The sequence below is a fragment of the Burkholderia sp. FW306-1C-G01B genome, assembly GCF_058781685.1.
Window position 1 is genome coordinate 432328 of record NZ_JBYSWZ010000001.1, and the last position, 18553, is coordinate 450880.

Annotated in this window: 17 protein-coding genes; all 17 read right to left on the reverse strand. The window is 60.9% G+C overall.

Annotation, left to right across the window (positions count from 1 at the left end):
- Nucleotides 1–156: 156 nt before the first annotated feature.
- The 17 genes from AC3WLY_RS01925 to AC3WLY_RS02005 all read right to left on the reverse strand — a co-directional run bounded on the left by AC3WLY_RS01925 (nucleotide 157) and on the right by AC3WLY_RS02005 (nucleotide 18539).
- Nucleotides 157–450: a PoNe immunity protein domain-containing protein gene (locus AC3WLY_RS01925; RefSeq protein WP_492309615.1), complete on the reverse strand. Its 294-nt coding sequence runs from the start codon at nucleotides 448–450 to the stop codon at nucleotides 157–159.
- Between the two features lie 33 nt (nucleotides 451–483).
- On the reverse strand, nucleotides 484–768 hold the full coding sequence (locus AC3WLY_RS01930; protein ID WP_492309588.1) for a PAAR domain-containing protein: 285 nt from the start codon (nucleotides 766–768) through the stop codon (nucleotides 484–486).
- Complete coding sequence (locus tag AC3WLY_RS01935) at nucleotides 765–1733, reverse strand: DUF6708 domain-containing protein (RefSeq protein WP_492309589.1); 969 nt, start codon at nucleotides 1731–1733, stop codon at nucleotides 765–767. Before AC3WLY_RS01935 ends, AC3WLY_RS01930 begins: the two co-directional genes overlap by 4 nt.
- Before the next feature lie 11 nt (nucleotides 1734–1744).
- Nucleotides 1745–4306, reverse strand: a complete 2562-nt coding sequence (locus tag AC3WLY_RS01940) for a T6SS effector BTH_I2691 family protein (protein WP_492309590.1) — start codon at nucleotides 4304–4306, stop codon at nucleotides 1745–1747.
- Nucleotides 4307–4340: 34 nt separating this feature from the next.
- Nucleotides 4341–5144 (reverse strand): DUF4123 domain-containing protein, encoded by an 804-nt coding sequence (locus tag AC3WLY_RS01945; protein ID WP_492309591.1) that lies wholly within the window; start codon nucleotides 5142–5144, stop codon nucleotides 4341–4343.
- Between the two features lie 10 nt (nucleotides 5145–5154).
- Nucleotides 5155–7707: a type VI secretion system Vgr family protein gene (locus AC3WLY_RS01950; RefSeq protein WP_492309592.1), complete on the reverse strand. Its 2553-nt coding sequence runs from the start codon at nucleotides 7705–7707 to the stop codon at nucleotides 5155–5157.
- Between the two features lie 380 nt (nucleotides 7708–8087).
- A complete protein-coding gene (locus tag AC3WLY_RS01955; RefSeq protein ID WP_492309593.1) occupies nucleotides 8088–8366 on the reverse strand; it encodes a DUF1488 family protein in 279 nt (92 codons plus the stop codon).
- Between the two features lie 141 nt (nucleotides 8367–8507).
- Nucleotides 8508–8834: an ImmA/IrrE family metallo-endopeptidase gene (locus AC3WLY_RS01960; protein ID WP_492309594.1), complete on the reverse strand. Its 327-nt coding sequence runs from the start codon at nucleotides 8832–8834 to the stop codon at nucleotides 8508–8510.
- 248 nt (nucleotides 8835–9082) lie between these two features.
- On the reverse strand, nucleotides 9083–10573 hold the full coding sequence (locus AC3WLY_RS01965) for a phenylacetate--CoA ligase family protein (RefSeq protein WP_492309595.1): 1491 nt from the start codon (nucleotides 10571–10573) through the stop codon (nucleotides 9083–9085).
- Nucleotides 10570–11541 carry a hypothetical protein gene (locus AC3WLY_RS01970; protein WP_492309596.1) on the reverse strand — a complete coding sequence of 324 codons (972 nt, stop codon included), beginning with the start codon at nucleotides 11539–11541 and terminating at the stop codon, nucleotides 10570–10572. Before AC3WLY_RS01970 ends, AC3WLY_RS01965 begins: the two co-directional genes overlap by 4 nt.
- A 521-nt stretch (nucleotides 11542–12062) precedes the next feature.
- On the reverse strand, nucleotides 12063–12875 hold the full coding sequence (locus AC3WLY_RS01975; protein WP_492309616.1) for a hypothetical protein: 813 nt from the start codon (nucleotides 12873–12875) through the stop codon (nucleotides 12063–12065).
- 278 nt (nucleotides 12876–13153) lie between these two features.
- Nucleotides 13154–14242 (reverse strand): porin, encoded by a 1089-nt coding sequence (locus AC3WLY_RS01980; protein WP_492309597.1) that lies wholly within the window; start codon nucleotides 14240–14242, stop codon nucleotides 13154–13156.
- Between the two features lie 199 nt (nucleotides 14243–14441).
- The gene (locus tag AC3WLY_RS01985; RefSeq protein WP_492309598.1) at nucleotides 14442–14777 is read right to left on the reverse strand and encodes a Rieske (2Fe-2S) protein; all 336 of its coding nucleotides are present in this window, start codon (nucleotides 14775–14777) and stop codon (nucleotides 14442–14444) included.
- Nucleotides 14778–14780: 3 nt separating this feature from the next.
- Complete coding sequence (locus AC3WLY_RS01990; protein WP_492309599.1) at nucleotides 14781–15092, reverse strand: YciI family protein; 312 nt, start codon at nucleotides 15090–15092, stop codon at nucleotides 14781–14783.
- A 4-nt stretch (nucleotides 15093–15096) separates the two neighbouring features.
- Nucleotides 15097–15969, reverse strand: coding sequence for an intradiol ring-cleavage dioxygenase (locus tag AC3WLY_RS01995; RefSeq protein WP_492309600.1), 873 nt, complete (start codon nucleotides 15967–15969; stop codon nucleotides 15097–15099).
- 28 nt (nucleotides 15970–15997) lie between these two features.
- Nucleotides 15998–17065, reverse strand: a complete 1068-nt coding sequence (locus AC3WLY_RS02000) for a maleylacetate reductase (RefSeq protein WP_492309601.1) — start codon at nucleotides 17063–17065, stop codon at nucleotides 15998–16000.
- 7 nt (nucleotides 17066–17072) lie between these two features.
- Complete coding sequence (locus tag AC3WLY_RS02005) at nucleotides 17073–18539, reverse strand: aldehyde dehydrogenase family protein (protein WP_492309602.1); 1467 nt, start codon at nucleotides 18537–18539, stop codon at nucleotides 17073–17075.
- Between the last annotated feature and the right edge of the window lie 14 nt (nucleotides 18540–18553).

The following is an 18553-nucleotide window of genomic DNA, read 5'->3' on the forward strand; positions in this document are numbered from 1 at the left end:
GAGCACGTGTTCGCGAGAAATGAAAGCGTTCCGCGATCTCCGTTAGAAGCGTTCCGCGGAGGGAGTCAAATTCCCCTAAAAAACCTTGCTGGACAGGGCACGGAACGCTTTTTCCATAGCTCCAGAATTGCGAAAAAAAACGGAGCTCGCGCCCCCCTATGATCCGCTTTTATCTGGTGCGAAAACATCAGGCATGCGCTCGCCCTGCTGCACCATCACGCCAGGCGCGTGGTGACCCTGTGCCTTCCAGATGCCCGTCTCGGGACAAATCTGCCCGGTGCGAACGGTTGCAGGCGCAACCGAAACTGTGGTCGACTGGGTTGGTTCCTGAAACGTGCGCGCGAAGTCCACAAGGTCCAACGGGTAGACGATGTGCTCGCGCAACGATGGGTCGTCCAGCTCCGGCAGGTACGCGAGGGCAGCAACCTCGATAGCCCAGTAGCCGAAAATAGATCACGCTCCTCCGAAACGTCGAGGTGGCTGTTATGTCTTTATGGAGCCAAGAATCTGCGACGCTACCAGCTTCGGTAATGGTTCACATTTGCATTGGCACAAATCGTTCTCCAATGCGACCTGCTTACCCATCATCGTCATCGAACGTGGGGAGCCGTCGCTTATGATGACGCCCGTCGTGCCGCAGGCCGGACACTGAACGGAGGCGCCCAGATATGCGAAAGGTTGACCTTGAAACGAGGTCCCTGCGATACCGTCAACCACAACCCCACTGCGGTCGGTCTTATCGCCCTGACGAATGAACCGTCGGCTCATGCTGTAAGCCCGTTGGACGGCGTCGCAGCGTTGCACGCCCGCTCGACCTCCTCGGGCCACACTGGTTCGCGACAGGTCAGTTGCGCGATGTAGTAGGCAACCGCAAGGACGAGTGTCGGTAGCGCAGCAATAACCGTCACCAGAGACATAACCAGATTCCCCGACTTCAACAGGTCTGATGCGCCGTCGAACTGCAACTTTAGAGAATTTCGGAACGAGACTTCTGTACTGAGAAATTCGGCTACCGGAGGTACGGCAGATGGCCCCTCTTCCATGAAGCGCCGATAGTATTCAAAGTCTTGGTAGAGCTCTTCCATCGCCTGCTGTCCAGCCGAGCTGTTCTCGTCAAATGCCAGCTCTACGTACTTTCCGACGGAGAACGTCCCGACAACCACCCCCTTGTCGTTAAGCACAAGGCAACGGACCACACGAGGTGCGGTTGCCGCGAGACCAGCTTTGGGCTTGCGCTCAATATATAAAAATGCGCTATCCCACGGAACTGAGAAGACGCCGCCTGGCCCATTGTGACGGAAGGCGTATATCGTGCGGTCCAGGCGGTTAAACCGTATAGGCTTGCGAGTGTAATTAAAGCAATCGACGAGAAGCGCTCGCACTGTTACTGCGAGCCCGCCAATTCCAGCTAATGTGAAAATAGCCAGCAGGAAGTAAACAATACCCTCCTGCCCTTTTGCCCGGACAGCGATTGGCATGTGTGTCGCTATCCACATAAACATCGCGACTAGGCAGAAGAAGAGAAGTCCAGCGGTAGAAAACGCCAGTAACCCCCAGCCCTTTTCACGATAAAGGCCATCACATACCTCCAGGTAGGTATCGGTTACTTTGAAGACCGTACCCGCGCTCTTTGCCCTGTCAGTACACGGTTTGTTGATGTGCAGCTGTGCCGATGACTCCGTATCCGTTACCGGTCGATTGAGCTTGTACCGGGAGTGTCCGTCGAAAGCCATACTGGTTCCATTTAAGAAAAAATTACTGTGAACGCCTTCCGGTCCTCTTCCAGGCGTTCAAATCTTTCGCTAGTCGCCTTGATACCGAAATAGCATTGCTCTAGCCAATCGTCAATTTCTCGACTCTTGAAATAGTTAATCAACACGCCGATAAGAGCAGCCAGAAGGAGCAACGGCAAGGTCAAAACACTTCCTAAAAATGCAGCAACGACCAAGGCCCCTCCGATAAGTGCCGACGTAGTGTAGAGCGCAAACATAAGGATATTTCCGTGCTCGAGTTCATCATAGGCGTGGTATGCGTCGATAGCCGCCGATACTAACCCGACAACAGCCCCGCCGAACCGAGCAACGATTCCCAGGAATCGCCCGACCTTGGCCATGCCTTCGGATAGCTTTACGCCCGCCTTCTCCAGCTGTTCCAGCGCAGACGAACCATATTGCGCAACGCCCGCCACGAGCCCACCAATTGCGTTGTCGAACTTGATGCCAGCTTCCGTTTGATTGAACCGGTTCGACTTCTTCAACTCTTCACGAGCAAAACGAAGATTGATGGCACTGAATATCGCCCCGATGCCAGCAAACCCAGGTTCCCCCTTCGTCATAAGTCGGAATTTCGGCATGTAAATCGTCTCTACCACGTCTGGCGTCAGCGTCGCGCTAGCCAACTTCTCGAAGCCAGGTTTAGCCTTGACGCTTGCCAAGGCCGCGGCCTCTGTTGCCGGGCTTTCGACTGGCACGAACTGCTTCGCCTTGATTTCCGGGTCGACGCCTCCCCCGACGGTGGCCTTGTCCTGAAGCTGCTTTTTCAGGTCCTGCACGCTGATTTTCTGCCGGCCCGGCATCACTTCCTGCATCTGACGGGCGATGTAGTTCACCCACTGGTTTACCGAACCGTATACGGCCTTAAACTCGAACAACTGTTTCGTCCGCATGCACAGAGTCGCATACAGCACTTTGGCCGCAGCCGTATCTACGCTCGCACTGATAGCTTCGGCCACGGGCCCACCTGTCTCATGGAGAAGCCACGCTAACGCCTTCGCAACAGCAACCTTGATACCCTTATCCTTCGACTCCTCCACCTGCTCTATCTTGCTGTATGACTCGATGAGCTTCGCCACAAACTCCCTCAGCTCCATATACGGATAACTGGAGACTTCTTTGACCTTCTCGGCCAACACTGGACTATTCAGAACGAACGCCCTCAACAACGGATTGCGGGTATCGGATACGCTGCCTTTAGCCCATTTGACGAGCACATCAACGACATCCTTGCGGTCAGCCGAGCCTTCGATGCATCGTGTAAACGTGTTGGTGTAGCTCAGTCCGCATCGCCAGCTTCCCGGCTCGTAATCCGACTCGAAAACATTCAGCAGTGCGGAACTGGACAGCCACGCCTGATGGTCTTGCGACAGCGGTACAAGCGTGCTCGCCTGCTCCGACTTCATCGCGTTCGCCATCTGTTGCCGAAAGTCGACGATAGCCTGCTGCCGATAGTGGGTCGTATAGGGCTTCCATGCCTCCGGTCCGGCCGTGGCAAGTTCAGACTCCTTCTGCGCATCAATGCTTTTGAGCCGTTTCTCCAACGCCTTGCCACCATCGAACAGAGAGCCGGCGCCCGAACCGTTATAGGCACTGACTTCTTGCAGGTAGGCAAAACGCTCGACGTCCTCTTTCGCCGACACCGCGACCGCCTTTTGCAGCGCGTCGATTGCGCTGGCAGCCCAGATGCCGTGCCCATACGGCGCGAGCGCGGCGCCGAAAGCGACGCGCTGCTCGAAGTTGAGTTCCTGCGTGATACCAACCGGGTCCCACAACGCAAAGAACAGCCCCTTGTTCGGCAGAATGGAATCCATCGCCTTTTTCAGGACCGGCTGCTGCCCGGCACGGTCGTGGTACGGAAAGCAACCGGTGACGAGCGCATCGGGACTGCCTCCCTTGTATTCGCTCAGAAGCCCCTCAAGATGGTCCAGGCCGTCCGCGTGCGATTGTTTCATGTTGCCGTTGTACCAGGCGGTCGCATCGAACTTCTGCATCCGTTTGTCACGACAGCCCATGAAGTTCTTCGCATAGGTGTCGCGGACTTTCTGCGTCCAAAGCTCGTCGCTGAACGCTAGATACACGGTTCCGGCATGTTCGGCGTCTTCAATGGTGATGCACTGTGCCAGTTGCGCATGCCCGGGTTGATGGCAGCTGAACGGTTTCTCGAAGCTACGGTCGAGCTTGATGCCGACCGGATAGTCGTACAAGTATCCTTCCGCCGTAACCGCATATATCTGCCACCGCTGTGTCTTCGGATAGAAGATATACACATAGCCGTAGCGCAAAGTGCGCAACGTGTACTTCGCTTTCTTGAGCGCAATGCCGACGACGCCGTCGCCGAACTTGCTGCCCATGAGCGACATCGCGCCAGCAGAGCTGTGAGCCTTCGAGTTGGCCACGACCCCGTAGCGGACGGGCAGAATCGGCAATCCCTTCTTCTTGCACATGTTGCATGAATTCGGCGCACGCGAGCTTGTCTGCATCGCAGACTGCGTGAGCTGGGAAATGCTCGCAAAATTTGTGTCGAGTGCCATTCTCTATCTCTCTCGTGCCGCCACTCGGGCTTGTTTATTGATATTGGATGCTCTCGCGCGCAATCGTTTCCCAGTCTGCTGCGCTCCAGTTCGCGACCGCTTCAGCATACGGGGCTTTCTGCGGCGCCTGCAGAACGGCCCGAATACGCGGGTGACGGTCGAAGTAGGGGGAAACGAGTGTGCCATGAAGTGCAAAAGCAAGCAGGTCCCCGCCGGCGAGTCCATGGGCTTCGCCTTTTGCAAGCTGCGCATCAAGCAGCGCCGGCATATCGGGACGAGACACCGTACCGTTGCGCCGGAGCAGGTCAAGCGCGCTCTGAACCAGCTCGATACGCGCGATTCGCGCGTGCTGGTCCGCCGTAACGACGAAGGCTGCTTCCGGTTCGGTTACGCCGTTGACCACCGTCCAGCCGCTCGTGGGGTCGAGGTACGTCCACGTTTCAACCGGCCCCAGAAGCGCCCTCATCTGCTCAGCCTTCAAGATGCGACCCAAGTGCGGAAACACGCGCGGGTCGTAGTAGCGGAAGACCGCATCGCCCGGAGTCGGCGCCTGCAGTATCAACCGGTCCGCCAGATGTTGCTGCAGCCGGCCCGTCGCCTTGCCGCATTCGACAATGGCGCAAACGACCGGCGGCAAGCCGTTCTTCAGGTCCGACTCGGCGCGTTCTCTCAACGCTGACAATTGCAGCTCGGGATGCTCGGCACAGTAAAGTACCGGAGCCACGCCCTCGAGTTCGGGCCGCGCCGCAGGAACCAACTCACCGACTTCATAGACCGGGGGCACACCGGACAGCTCGAGCTTCCCGTTGACAGCCTCAACGATGACGTAATGAACCATACCAACCGCCCTACACGAGCGCCGAGCCGGCCTGCGCGGCGGCGGCAAACTGCTGGGCGCACGATTTCGATGACGCGAGCTGTGCCGACGCATTGTCGCCCGCCGGGCCATCGAAGACGAGGGGACTGCCCTTGACCTCGACCGTACCCGGTGCATGGACGTAGATATTGCCCCCGGCGATACGAATGGTGGCACCACCGGCGCTCAGCGTGATTTCCTTCTCGGCCAGCACGTTGACGGCATCTGCGGTGGAAACGACCTTCACCGTCTTGTCGGCGGTGATTTCGATGTTGTCCGACTGTGCCTGCACTTCGACCTTGCCCTTGCCGGCAAACAGCTTGATACCGGCGTTCTGCACGAAGAAGCTCAATTTCTCGCCAACGCTGGCAATCCACGACCTGGCCGCCGAAACGTAAGTGCTCTCGCCGCTGACCAGATTGACGTGCTGGGTCGCTGCTGCGTGGAGCGACTTCTGCGTCGACAGGCCCATGTCCGCCGGACTCGCGAGCAGCATGACAGGCTGCGAAAACGCATTGGCGCTTCCAGTGCCTCCGCCCGCTGTCCTGCCCCCCGCCATAGAGCCCTGCGCATCGCTCTGCGTGGCTGCGGCGAAGTCCTTGATGGCATCCTGGACATCGTCCAGGGTCTCGGCCTTGCCGTCCGCTGCTGCCAGCGACCGATGCTGAATCACGCCGCTCGAATCGATAAGGTGCTGCGTGGCTTCCTTCACATCCAGCGGCTGATTCGACGTACCGCCGCGGGCATAGGTCGACACATAGAGTCCGCGTCCGGCCCGCAGTGCGCCTGACGCCTCAGTCTTCAGCTCGAAGCCCGTGCCAAGGTAGTTACCGCGCGTATTGCCGTTGTGGTCAATGAGATAGCCGATGTGCAGATACGAATTCGCCGTCGAGCTGTAAAGCTGCGCCCGGTTCTGCGACGTGGAGTCGTCGAAAACGAGTTGATTGAAACCTTGACCGCTGTACTCCTGGGACTTGAAACCGGACAGCAGGCCGTTCGAATGCCAATGCGGCGCGTTGACGGAGTGAAAGAGCACTCCACTGACGACCGGGCGGTCACAATCCCCGTCGAGGTAGTTGACCGCCACCTCCTGACCGATTCGCGGCACAAAAACACCACCGAACCCTTTGCCTGCGTGCGGCAGTATCACTCGCATCCAGCACGATGATGTCTCGTTGTTGCCGCCCAGACGGTCCCAGTGCATTTGAACCTTCACGCGGTTCAACTCGTCCGTGTACACCTCCTCGCTCGCCGGTCCGACGACAGTGGCCGTCTGCATGTGCATGACCGGCTTTGCGTGCTCGAACGGACTGCGGAAAGGCACGGAGCGACGCTGTGCCTCAATCTCGACTAGCACGAAGCTTTCATTGCCCAATCGGTCTTTGGACACGAATGCGGCTTGCTGGTCCTTGTACTCTGCACGCAGACGTGACAGGCGCCGCTGCAGGCTACCCTGAAATGGACGGCTGTTGCCCAGCGGCAGATTGTTCTGGATAGCCCAACGCACACCGAGAATCGCGAACTCGCGGTCTTCGCGCTTGTCGCCATCGTGTTCGGGGTGGTCTTCCAGTGTGAACCACCGGCCGGCGTCCATGCACGACACGCTGCCCGCTCCATGAAAACGTTTGCTGCGTGAGGCCATTTCTTCGAGACGGACCCGCACCGCGCGCTCTCCACGGTCATATGATTCGCCAGTAACCGGGAAGCTGTAGTGGCCGGTGTATTCGTACATCTCTAGCTGCTGAGGGATATCGCCTTGGTCGGCCGGGGAACGGCCCGCCCGCTGCAAAGCGCGCGACGGACGTTTGTAATCGGCCGTGCTGAACGCGTAGCCGACGCTTTGCGTCGTGCGCTCGCTGCTCCATTCGACGAGCGTACCAGCTTGACCATCCCGGTCCCCGCGATAGAACGATACCTGCTGGATGGCGAGTGCCTTGCACTTGAAAAGGTCGTCGGTCACGACGACCGTATGCGACTTGCCGTCCTCGGCGTGCTCGATATACGTGAACCAGCCCTCCGACTCCATCAGCCGATGGATGAAATTGTGGTCGGTTTCGTACTGGGTGCAATACGACCGAACCGCACCCGGGTCTTTCACATCGACCCGGAAGTGCCCCCGTGCCTGCGAATGGCCATTGAACACTTCGGCCAGGATGTCGGCGGTCGTCAGGTCCTGGAAGATGCGTGCGTCCTTCCGGTACTGCAGAAAGCGCATCCATGATGAAAACGAAAGCTGATAGTAAGTGAGCCCCCCGTCCGCTCCGAGGCGCCGCGTCGCATAGACGTAGCCGTGCCACGGAAGATACGACTCGTCGGCTTGACGCACCCATAGCGTGACGGGTTGCGCCATCAGCTTCTTCAGCTGGAGCGCAGACTCCCTGGAGACAACGTCGACCGCGAGGTCGAAATCGCGGCCCATACGCGATTCGCCGATAACGCGCTGCGGCAACAGCACTTTCGCCCCGAGGGGAGTGTCCAGGATGAGCGTCCGGTTCGTCTGCTCGATACCTGCGTCGAGCATCAACGCGTTGGGCAACCTACCCATTTCGAATATCTCCTCGGGAGGTAAAAAAAGAACATAAAGCGAAGTGGCACAACATCAGAAGAGATTTTGCCACAACGACCTGCTCGATTTGATAACAAAGGTAAAAGGGCCTCAGACGCCTGCGAACGCGATTCAACGCAACGAAACCTTTCGTCTCGGTAATATTGATACTCTTGCACCACCCTAACAACGAGTGCCACGTCTCTCGCTCCATCGGCAGTGAAACGGCATAATTATCTCGCGAGCCATCTCTCAACGCATAATCCTGAAAAATTCACAAATCGACCGCCGAGCAATCATTTTTTTATTTCGCTCGCAAGCATTTATATTGATAGAAAACAACTGCCAGAAATAACAGGCCGCGTACATTCCGCTCGGCGTTACCGACGCCAATGGTTGCTGAAATCATCCATCGTCAACACAACTGGCCCATCGCCGTGTGCGAGCATCTTGCGCTCCGCCATGGCCACGAGGCGACCGCGGCCGTCGGCAAACGCCTGGAGAATCCGAGCCTCGCTGGCGCCGGGCGGCACCCAAAAGTGCCGCTCCAGGACCTCACGCGCCACGTGACACGCGACCGCCTGACCACAGTTCGACAACACAAAAGCAACGCTTCGGCCGTCCGGCGCGACGCGGGGTTGAAGTTCTGCTGTTTCCACGATTGAGGTTCATCCACCTAGTTCGACAGTAACGCCTGGCATCTGACCGGTTGGGGCGGCAGCCGGTCGCTTGCTGGCCTCGTCACCGAAACTGCCGGTTCATACCGGTCATCGAGACGCGATAGGTGTACATCCTCTTGCTCACACCGTATTCCACGGTGACCTCGTCGTCGGACAGCCCTTGGCGCCGGAATGGACAAGAGCGTCGCGGGGAAGTAGAAGCACACCTGCCAGCCAGTCCGCCTCCTCCTGCTCCTTGTCGTACGCTCTCAGCAACATCAGGCCTTCGGTGGAGATGCTCATCTCTTCCGGTTCACGGTTACGAATACGATGAGCAAGCTCGTGCATCAGGTCACTCGCCTGCCGTGCCGGCGAGTGCGACGAATTCAGAATAACCAGCGTCTTTTCGCCGACGATGAGCGTCACAGCAGACCAGCAACTCGGCGTGCCGTCATTGCGCAGGAGCACCGCCCTAGCCTCAGGCTGCAACCCAGGAACGTCATCAGGCGTCCAAACGCGTATTCCAATATGAGCCGCCAATTGCCGAGCGCTCAAGGGCGCGGTCGAAGGCAAATCAAGCTCGCGGCGAGTGTCGGCTGAAAACCGCTCGCACCAGGCTTTGTATCCACGCTGCACAGTATGCTCAGACCTCTTCCTTCAGAAGTGCCTCCTGAGCGAGAACAATCATCTCACTCAACCGCACCGCAAGCCCCCCATCACGCGATGTACCTATTCTTGATACGAATATCGCGCCCCCGAAACGGGCCGGTATCGTGATCGTGCACATGCACGATCACCTGCTTCGATTCGAACAGCCTCGATACCTCGCGAAAATCCTGATTCACGCGCTTCATGCCCTCGAACATCTCGGCATGCAGCACTGCGTCGTCGAGCTGCATTTGCGCGCTTCCTGCGGCCCGTTCAAGATGGACGTGCAGGAAGCTCGTCAAGTACTCATCCTCGGTCGCGGCGAGCTGGAACGTGCTGATCGCATCGTGCAGCACCGGCGAAGCGGACAGAACCTGCTCGATATCGGACGGGAACACCTTCGCGCCGTAGAACGGCACACTCGAATCGTTGCGGCCGTAGACAAACAAAAACGGGAAATGGCTGGTCCGCGACGCGAAGTCCGTCAGGCGCATGCCATGTGCCGACAGGCGCTTGTTCAACACCCGGAATGTATACGTCCCTCCCGAATCGCGAATGTTGTAGCGGATCTTCGGCGCGGCGCCGGACTGGCGTCCGATGGTCACCAGCAGTTCGCCGTCGGCATTCGTTTCGATCACGTAGTCGAGCGCGTTGTACTGGAAAATCATCGGTGGCGTATCGCGGCCGAACAACTCGCGGCACAACTCCGGGCGGCTCATCAGCGCGCGCCGCAGACCAATCGTCGTCGGTGTCTCGACGCCGATGTTGATCTCGAGGTCCGACGCGCCATACGACGAAATGACCGTGCTCGCCTTGCGCAGCAGATGGTCGCGCAGCGCTTCCGACAACCCCTCCCCGCCAACGATGAAATCGATGTGATAAGGCGTCAGGTCGAGATCGCATTCGTCGACCACCGAACGGATAAACGGCGGGTAGCCAAATATCAGGTACTGATATTTCGGCCCGAACAGTTTCAGCGTGTTGATCAGCTTGGCCTTGTCCGGTCCGATGGACTTCATGATGCCCACGTCGACGAGCGACATCGATACGTTCATGCCCGTCGCCCACGGCCCGAGCGCAAAGCAGTTCAGCAACATCTTGCCGGAGTCGCGAAACACGAGCTGATAGTTCAGTTGCAGGATGCGCTTGACGTCGCTGCGTTCGGCCGCGCTGCGCACCCAATTGTTGGGCTGGCCGGTCGACCCCGACGACTCGTCGATGACGACGCCTGACTTTGGAATGGCTCCGCCATAGCAGCGCTGCTCGATCGAATAGCGCTTGATGTAATTCTCCTTGGTCATGGCGGGCAGGTCCGCCAACCGCCACTTCCCGCCGGCCCGGTAGCCCTCGGCCTTCAGGAACTCGATGTACGCCGGGCAAGCCGTGCTCGCCTTGAGAAATGCCACGCGGGCGCGCATGCGGCCGACATAGGCCAGATAGGGCTGAAACACCGGTGCGTTGAGGAACACATAAAGGCGGCCGTCGACGCTGATCACGCGGCGAAGGAACCATAGCGTCCAGAGAATGGCCTCGAGAAACAGGCGATAGAGCGTATTCATGCGGATCTCGGAGAGTGGGACGGAACCGGCGCATCGACGAGGATATCGGCGAGCGCCCTGCGCTGGCTTTGCGGCGGCGTACGCGAGTAGCCGACCTTGAAAACGAGCCATGCCCTGTCTACCTGGGCATGCGCGTTGAACCACGCGGCGGCGTCAGGGTTCGTGACCAGATTGCCGTACGGATGCAGATACAGGCCGAGGCTCGTCAGCGCCAGCCAGAAGCGCAGCAGGAAACGGCCCGACTCGATCGCATTCTCCGGGTTGAAGAAATCGCCGCTCAGCACGCCGATTGCGGGTACATGGCCCAGTTGCGCGCGATATCGGCGCTTGAAATAGAAACGCGTCGGCCTGAACGTCAGGATTTTCGACAGATGCGCGGAAAGCCAGAACTCCGCGCGCGACAGGTTCATGCAGCGCCAGTCGAGACCGTCGCGATGGCGGGCGGTCGAGCGTTCGGTGAAGCGAAACCAGGCGGTGATTTCGTCGTGGTAATCCGCGACGTTCATGTCGTGGAACACGGCGTCGATGTTCGCAGCGATGATCGGCTCGACAAGTTCGGCGCCCGACAGGTGCGTATATCGATGTCCCCATTCGTCGGCCAGCGCCGCCAGTTGCGTGACCGCCACGTCCGGTACCGGTGTCGGATCCATCGAAATGCGCGACGTGCGGCGCGCCATCATCAGCGCGGACGGGTCGTCGCGCGACACCCCGGCGTTGGCGACGAGCCGCAATGCTGAAAACGGAATCAGCCCCGGCGGGGTCGGCCGGGACAGGATGGCCGCGAATTCCTGCACCGGACGATGCAGTTGCCATTCGACACGCAAGCCGTGCGGTGCCGCGAGCAGATCGATCGCTTCGATGAACATGCCCATCGCGGACAACAGGAACGAACCGGTCGCGTCTTCTTTCGGCAGCGTGCGCGTGCCATCGACGAAAAGCTCGGCGCAATCGTCCGAGATCAGTTGCACACGCCACGGTTGAACGTTATGGGGCGACGGTGCATGTCGGGCAACGGACAGGATCGCGTGCCAGACGGAAAAGGCTTCAGTGGAAATCCCCGGCATATCTCGTGGCTTCCTTATTGTTGTTCGGCGAATTGCCGTTGTGCGCGAGAACCCGGTCCCTCTCAAGACCGGGGTTAAGCTGTGCGCATCTTACATGATGGTCAATGTCCCTTCACGCGTGCCCTGGCGGACCACAACCGGGAGAAGGGGGCTCGCCTCCCACTTGCCCGGCCGATCAAACCTTTCCTTACTTTGCAATGGCGACCCAGCCGCGGTTCTTCACGTCGCGAACCCAGAGCGACGCAACGCCCCATCGACAGCGACATACCGGAACATTGGTGCATTTCGCGCACGGCTGTATTGTTTCGACCGGACGCCGACTACACCGCGGACGCACGCATTCGTGCAGAGGATCGGCGTCGAAGCACGGGACATGCGTGCACTCCGGAAGCCGGTCAAGATCATCGCGTCGTACAGGAAAAACGCTACTTCGACAGACGCAGCTTCTTCGACAGCACGACACCGCTCGACGGGCTCACCAGCCAGATGGCATGGATATCCATGTGCAACCTGGAGATTCTGGTCGTAATGTCCGTCGGCTCGTCAATGCTCGGATCGACATGCTCGATTTGTTCGGTCAGGTAAGGCCGAACCAGGCGCCCGGAAAAAACGAGTGCGAAGTCGCCATGCGTTTGGGCGTACACGGCGGGCGAAAGCCGCATGCGGCTACGAACCGTGGTCATTTTGCCTTTCCCGGACTCGAGTTCGATGATGTCGACCTGCTGGATGTACCCTTTTGCCTTCGCTTCGGGTGCAATCACGAGCCCTCGCCCTCGTGGCCCCGTCGTGACCTTTCTGAGCAGGATGTCCGTCCGGTCGTCGAGCTCTACGTCGAACAGGTCGACGTCCAGCGTCAATAGGCGCCGCTGTGACTGGTACCTCAGCCCGTACCGCACCGGCACCACGAACGTCACGTCACGATCCAGATCGACGGCCGCCAGGTCGGGATTCGGGCCATGCCGGCCGGCAGCGCCGGAGACCAGGCCGCGAACCCGGTTGCTCAAGGAAGGTGGGATGGTGCTGATGTGCTGCTTCTTCAGCGCATCCCGAATTGCAACCGGGTCGTCGCCGACAATCGGTCGTGCGGGTGACGTGTCGTGATTGACAGCGGACGCGATGCGCGTCGTGCCGTCGACAGCCTCCGCCTCTGCATGCGCCGCGATTGGCGCCAGCATCATCGTCAAGGCGACGACGCACACGAAGTTCGAACGACCCAACTTGGATTTCCGGTGAAACACGGCGAACTCCTGATTTTCTCGCAGATCGGTCAACGACGAGCACTATAGAGTGGAATGATCGGCAACGCATCCACTGCTTGAATTCACCGGTGGTCGGCGCGTCTCATCGTAGGCTCATTGTCGGCCCGGCAGCAGGTCAACGGGCACACTGCCGTGTTGCCCGGGCAACAACAACCGACCGGAAGCGAGCGGCGGCGCACATGTCGGCATGTCGCCGCGCGACCAGTCCGGTGCCGGGCGGACCTTGACGCAAGTTCCGCCCGCCGCCCCACCCCCAATCAAAACACCGTATGCAACCCCACCCGCGCCACCGTCTGGCTCGCCGAACTTGAAGCCGCATTCGGATCCAGCACGCCATTGACCTGCGCATTCGCGCCGCTGTTCGCGCGCTGGTAGTCGGCCGAAACATAAACCATCGTCCGTTTCGACAACAGGTATTGAAGCGCCACGCTGAGCTGATGAGCATGGTTGTTGTTCGCCGCTTCATTCCCCTTCATGTACATGTATTTCGCCCCCAGGACGACATCCGGCCTGACGTGCCACACCCCGCCGCCTTCGGCCATCCACACCCCGGCATCGTTGAACGAATTCCGCACGGTAGTCACCAGCGCACTCGCGGTAACGACACCAAAGTCGTAGTGCATTCCGACGCCCCAGTTGCGCACGCTGGTCGACGGCACGCCCGGCGCCGGGCCGTACTTCTGGTTCGTATAAGCCGCGCCCACACCAAACGCTCCCACCTCATAGTTCAACCCGGCGCTGACCGCATTGTCCGCGCCGATCGAGCCGGCCACCCCGCCGAACGCATACATCACGCCGCCGGACAAACCCGCGACCGTCGGCGAACTGTACTTGACGGAATTCGCGATCGGCTTGCTGCCTGCCGTGCGGTCCCAGTCAAACGCACCGGTCGGATTGTTCGGCAGCGCGAGACGCTGGAACGGGCCATTCCGGAAACCGTATAGCCCATTGATGTCCCTCGCAATCGCATTTCCCTTGGAAAAAAGGGAATCCACCATGAAGTCGTACTGATTGCCCAGCGTGATGCTGCCGTACCGGTCGCTTTCGAGGCCCACGTAGGCATTACGCCCGAAAATTCCGGACCCGATGATCGCGCCGTTCGCCATCGAGAACTGGTTCACGAGCGCGAACGTGGCGCGATATCCGCCGCCGAGGTCTTCGGTGCCACGGAAACCGAAGAGATTGGGCGCGTATATCCCGTCATCGAATTTGACGTTCTTTCCGCCGCCCTCGTTGCTGACGTACGTGATGCCGCTGTCGATCAGACCGAACATCGTCACGCTGCTCTGCGCCCATGCGCCCTGCGCTACGGCAAGAATCGCCACTGCTCCAAACCTGAGTTTCATTCTGTCTCCGTCTTTTTGTGGAAATGCGAGCCTGCTACCCGCTACGTGGCGGGTACTCGCTCAATGCTTCGTAAAACAACGCCTTCACCCCGGCAGATATAACGACGCCTGGAATATGATTAGTTTTACTGATTTATAAATTCGAAGATCGCCGCATGGAAAATGGATTGCCCCACCCATACCGATCAGAAAACTCGAATCAAGCGCCTCGCCAGATAACCCACGCGGCAGAATCCACCTCGACAGCCACGGCTTCCAACGCCGAACCCGAGCAAGGTCCGTCGATACAAACACCGTCATCGAACCGGAACAGCGCGCTGTGATGGGCACACATCAACACCTGCGACCGGTAGCAGGAAACATTGCCCGGCACAAAATCGAGCGGCACCGAGAAATGCGGACAACGATTCACGTACGCCCACACCCGCTCGCCTCGCCGCACCACGATCACAGGCCGTCCGATGCAAGCATCGTCGATGACCCGCGCGCCGCCGTCCGGCACATCGGAAAAGCGGCAGAGTTGCGTTGCGTCCACGCTTCACACTCTCTGCTCGGGGTTTCCCAGGCTCCAGTCCCACGGACGCACTTCCACGCGCGAGAACAACCCCTCCTTCACATACGGATCGTTTCCGACGAATTGCATCACCGCATGGATGTCGTCGGCCTCCACGACGAGCAGCGTTCCGTTCATCGCGTCCCCCTGCGGGTCCAGCGTCGGGCCGCCGAGCCGCACATACACGCCGTGCTGCGAAGCCGCGCGCAGGTAGCTCCGATGACTGAGCCGCACGCGGTCGCGCACGTCGCGCATACCGGGCTGGTCCGTCGCAAACACCGCGAAAAATCGAGCCATTCGATCAGCTCCGGTCGAGGACGAAGTCGTACGTCGCTTCGCGGTACGGGCCGTTCAGTCCGAACTGACGGGCGAGCTCGTCATCCGCGGCGCGCGGGCGATACGCGACCATCAGCGACGGCTTCACGCCGAAGACGGCATCCGACTTCAGGTACGGGTCATCCTCGTCGAAAAGATGCGTGACGAGCGTACGGAAGCCCGGCGCGTCGATCATGAAGTGCAGATGCGCGGGCCGCCACGGATGGCGGCCGGTGGCATCGAGCATCTTCCCGACCGGGCCGTCGGTCGGAATGGGATAGCTGACCGGCAGAATCGTCGTGATCGCGTAACGGCCTTCGGCATCGGTCCGGTAGCGGCCGCGCAGGTTGCCGTGCGGCTGCGCCGTGTCCTGCCCGGAATACATGCCGTTTTCCGCGGTCTGCCACACGTCGAGCACGGCGTCCTTCACCGGAACACCGTCGGTGGTCAGCACGCGCCCATGCACGACGACCGGTGCGCCCGGCGTGAGCGCCATGTTCTCGCCATACGCACGCTCGGGCATCCCCTTGATGTAGAACGGGCCGAATACCGTCGTCTCCGTTGCGCCGGTTGCGAAGCGATGGTTGATCGCATCGACGAGCATCGAGACGCCGAGCGTGTCCGACAACAGGATGAACTCCTGGCGCACCACGTCGTCGCACATCTGCCCCGTCTCGGTCAGGAAGCGAATCGCCGCCATCCACTCGGCTTCCGTCAGTTCCGTCTCGCGCACGAACGCATGAAGATGCCGCACGAGGCTCTGCATCAGCACGCGCAAGCGCGGGTTCGGCGTGCCGTCGAAGCTGGCGACGACCTGCTCGGTCAGCCTCGTGTCGCTGTCATGGTGGTCATTCGTCATGTCTGCCTCCCTTTTTGCTTCCAGCCGTTCAATGCGGCGTGCGCCCTTCCCACGCGTCCTGAAGCAGCGCACGAATCGCCGCGCGTTCGATCGGCCGCGGATTCGCATACGGGTTCCGGCATGCGAGGTCGGCCGCTTCGTCGAGGCCTTCCTGCGGCATCCCGATGTCGGCGAGCGCCGGCGTGATGCCGAGTTGCTCGTTCAGCCCGAACAGCAGCGGGCCGGCTTCGGCCGCATCGTTCCCGCCCAGCGCTCGCGCGACGCGGCGCAGCGCGTCGGGCGCGGCGGCATGGTTGTAGTGCGCGGTATGCGGCAACATGGCCGCATGCGTCTGCGCGTGCGGCAGGTTGAAGGTGCCGCCGAGCGTATGACAAAGCTTGTGGTGCAACGCCATGCCGACCGCGCCCAGGCAGGTTCCCGCGAGCCACGCGCCATACAACGCGCGGCTGCGCATCTCCTGGTCTTCCGGATCACGCACCACGACGGGCAACGCTTCGCCGAGCGCGCGAATCGATTCCTCGGCCATCAGGCTGATCACCGGGTTCGCGTCTTCCGCATAGAGCGCCTCGACGGCGTGCGCCATCGCATTGATACCGGACGCCGCCGAAATGCCCGGCGGCAGCGACAACGTCAACGACGGGTCGTAGAGCACGGTACGCGGCAGCACGCGTGCGTCGCGCCCGGTGCGCTTCAGCCGGCCTTCGGTGAGCCCGTAGATCGGCGTCATCTCCGAGCCGGCGTAAGTCGTCGGCACGGCCAGGATCGGCAGCGACGATTCGAGCGCAATGGCCTTGCCCAGCCCGATCGTCGAGCCGCCGCCGATCGCGATGCAACAGTCCGCGCCCAGTTCGGCGGCCATCTCGCGCGCGGCACGCGCGACTTCGACTGGAACGTGCATCACCGCCTGTGCGCACACGCCGGCCGCACGCTCGCCCAGTACCGCCTTCACGCGGTCGGCGAGCGGCCGCTGCTCGGGCGTGGACAGGATGAGTGCGCGGTGCGCGCCGAGCGCCGACAGCTCATCCGGCAGCCTGGCGAGCGCGCCCCATTCGAACACCACGCGGGAAGGCGTGCCTTGATAGACGAAACGTTCCATGAAAGCCTCAGCGCTTGAAGTGCGGCGGCACGTTGCCGTCGACATTGACCCAAACTGACCGAGCTTCAGTGTAGTCGTGCATGGCCTCGAAGCCCATCTCGCGGCCATAACCCGACTTGCCCACGCCACCGAACGGGCTGCCCGGATTGACGCGCTTGTAGCAGTTGATCCAGCACATGCCCGCGTTGATCTGCGACGCCATCTTGTGGGCGCGCGAAAGGTTTTGGGTCCAGAGGCCGCTGCCCAGCCCGTATTCCGTCGCATTGGCGATGGCAAGCGCTTCTTCGTCGCTGCCGAAGCGCAGCACGGTGACGAACGGGCCGAACACTTCCTCCTGCGCGATGCGGTCGGTCGCGCTCTTCGCTTCGATGACCGTCGGGCGCACATAGTAGCCGCCGGCGAGCGCCGGATCTTGCGGCGCGCTGCCGCCGGCGAGCACGCGGCCGCCCTGCTCGCGCGCGACGTCGACGAACGACAGCACGCGCTCGAGGTGCTGCTTCGACGTCAGCGGGCCCATCTCGGTATCGGCGTCGAGCGGGTTGCCGATCCGGATCGACGATGCGAGCGCAACGAATCGCTCAAGGAACGCGTCCGCGATACGCTCGTGCAGCACGAGGCGCGACCCCGCGATGCACGCCTGCCCCTGGTTGTGAAAGATCGCCCAGGCGGCGCCGTTGATGGCCGCGTCGAGGTCGGCATCGTCGAAGACGATATTGGCGCCCTTGCCGCCCAGCTCCAGTTGAACGCGCTTCAGGTTGCCCTGCGACGCGTCGACGATCCGGCGGCCGGTTGCCGTCGAACCCGTGAACGCGATCTTGCCGACGCCCGGGTGTTCGGCGAGCCGCTGGCCGGCCGTATGCCCGTAGCCGGGAACGATATTGACGACGCCCGCGGGGAACCCGACCTCGGCCATCAGCTCGACGATGCGCAACGTCGACAGCGGCGTGATTTCGGACGGCTTGAGCACCACCGTGTTGCCGGCGGCCAGCGCCGGGCCCATCTTCCAGCTCGTGAACATCAGCGGGAAATTCCACGGCACGATCTGGCCGACGACGCCGATCGGCGCGCGCTGCACATAGTTCAGGAAGCCGGTTTCGACGGGAATCACCGAGCCCTGCAGCTTGTCGGCCATGCCGCCGAAGTAGCGGAAGCACGCCGCCGTGCGCGGCACGTCGAGCGCGCGCGAATCGCGAATCGGGTGGCCGGTGTCCAGCGATTCGAGCTGCGCCAGCTCCTCCGCATGGGCCTCGATCGCATCGGCAAGGCGCAGCAGCAGCCGGCCGCGTTCGGCTGCCGGCATGGCCGACCATTTCGGGAACGCGCGGGTCGCCGCTTCGACGGCCAGGTCCACGTCCGCCGCGGTGGCCGCGGCGATCTTCGTGATGACGGAGCCGTCGTGAGGATTCAGCACGTCGATCGTGCCGCGGTCGACGGCGTCAACGAAGCGCCCGTCGATGAAGAGTTGGGTTTGCATGAATCGTCCTCGGT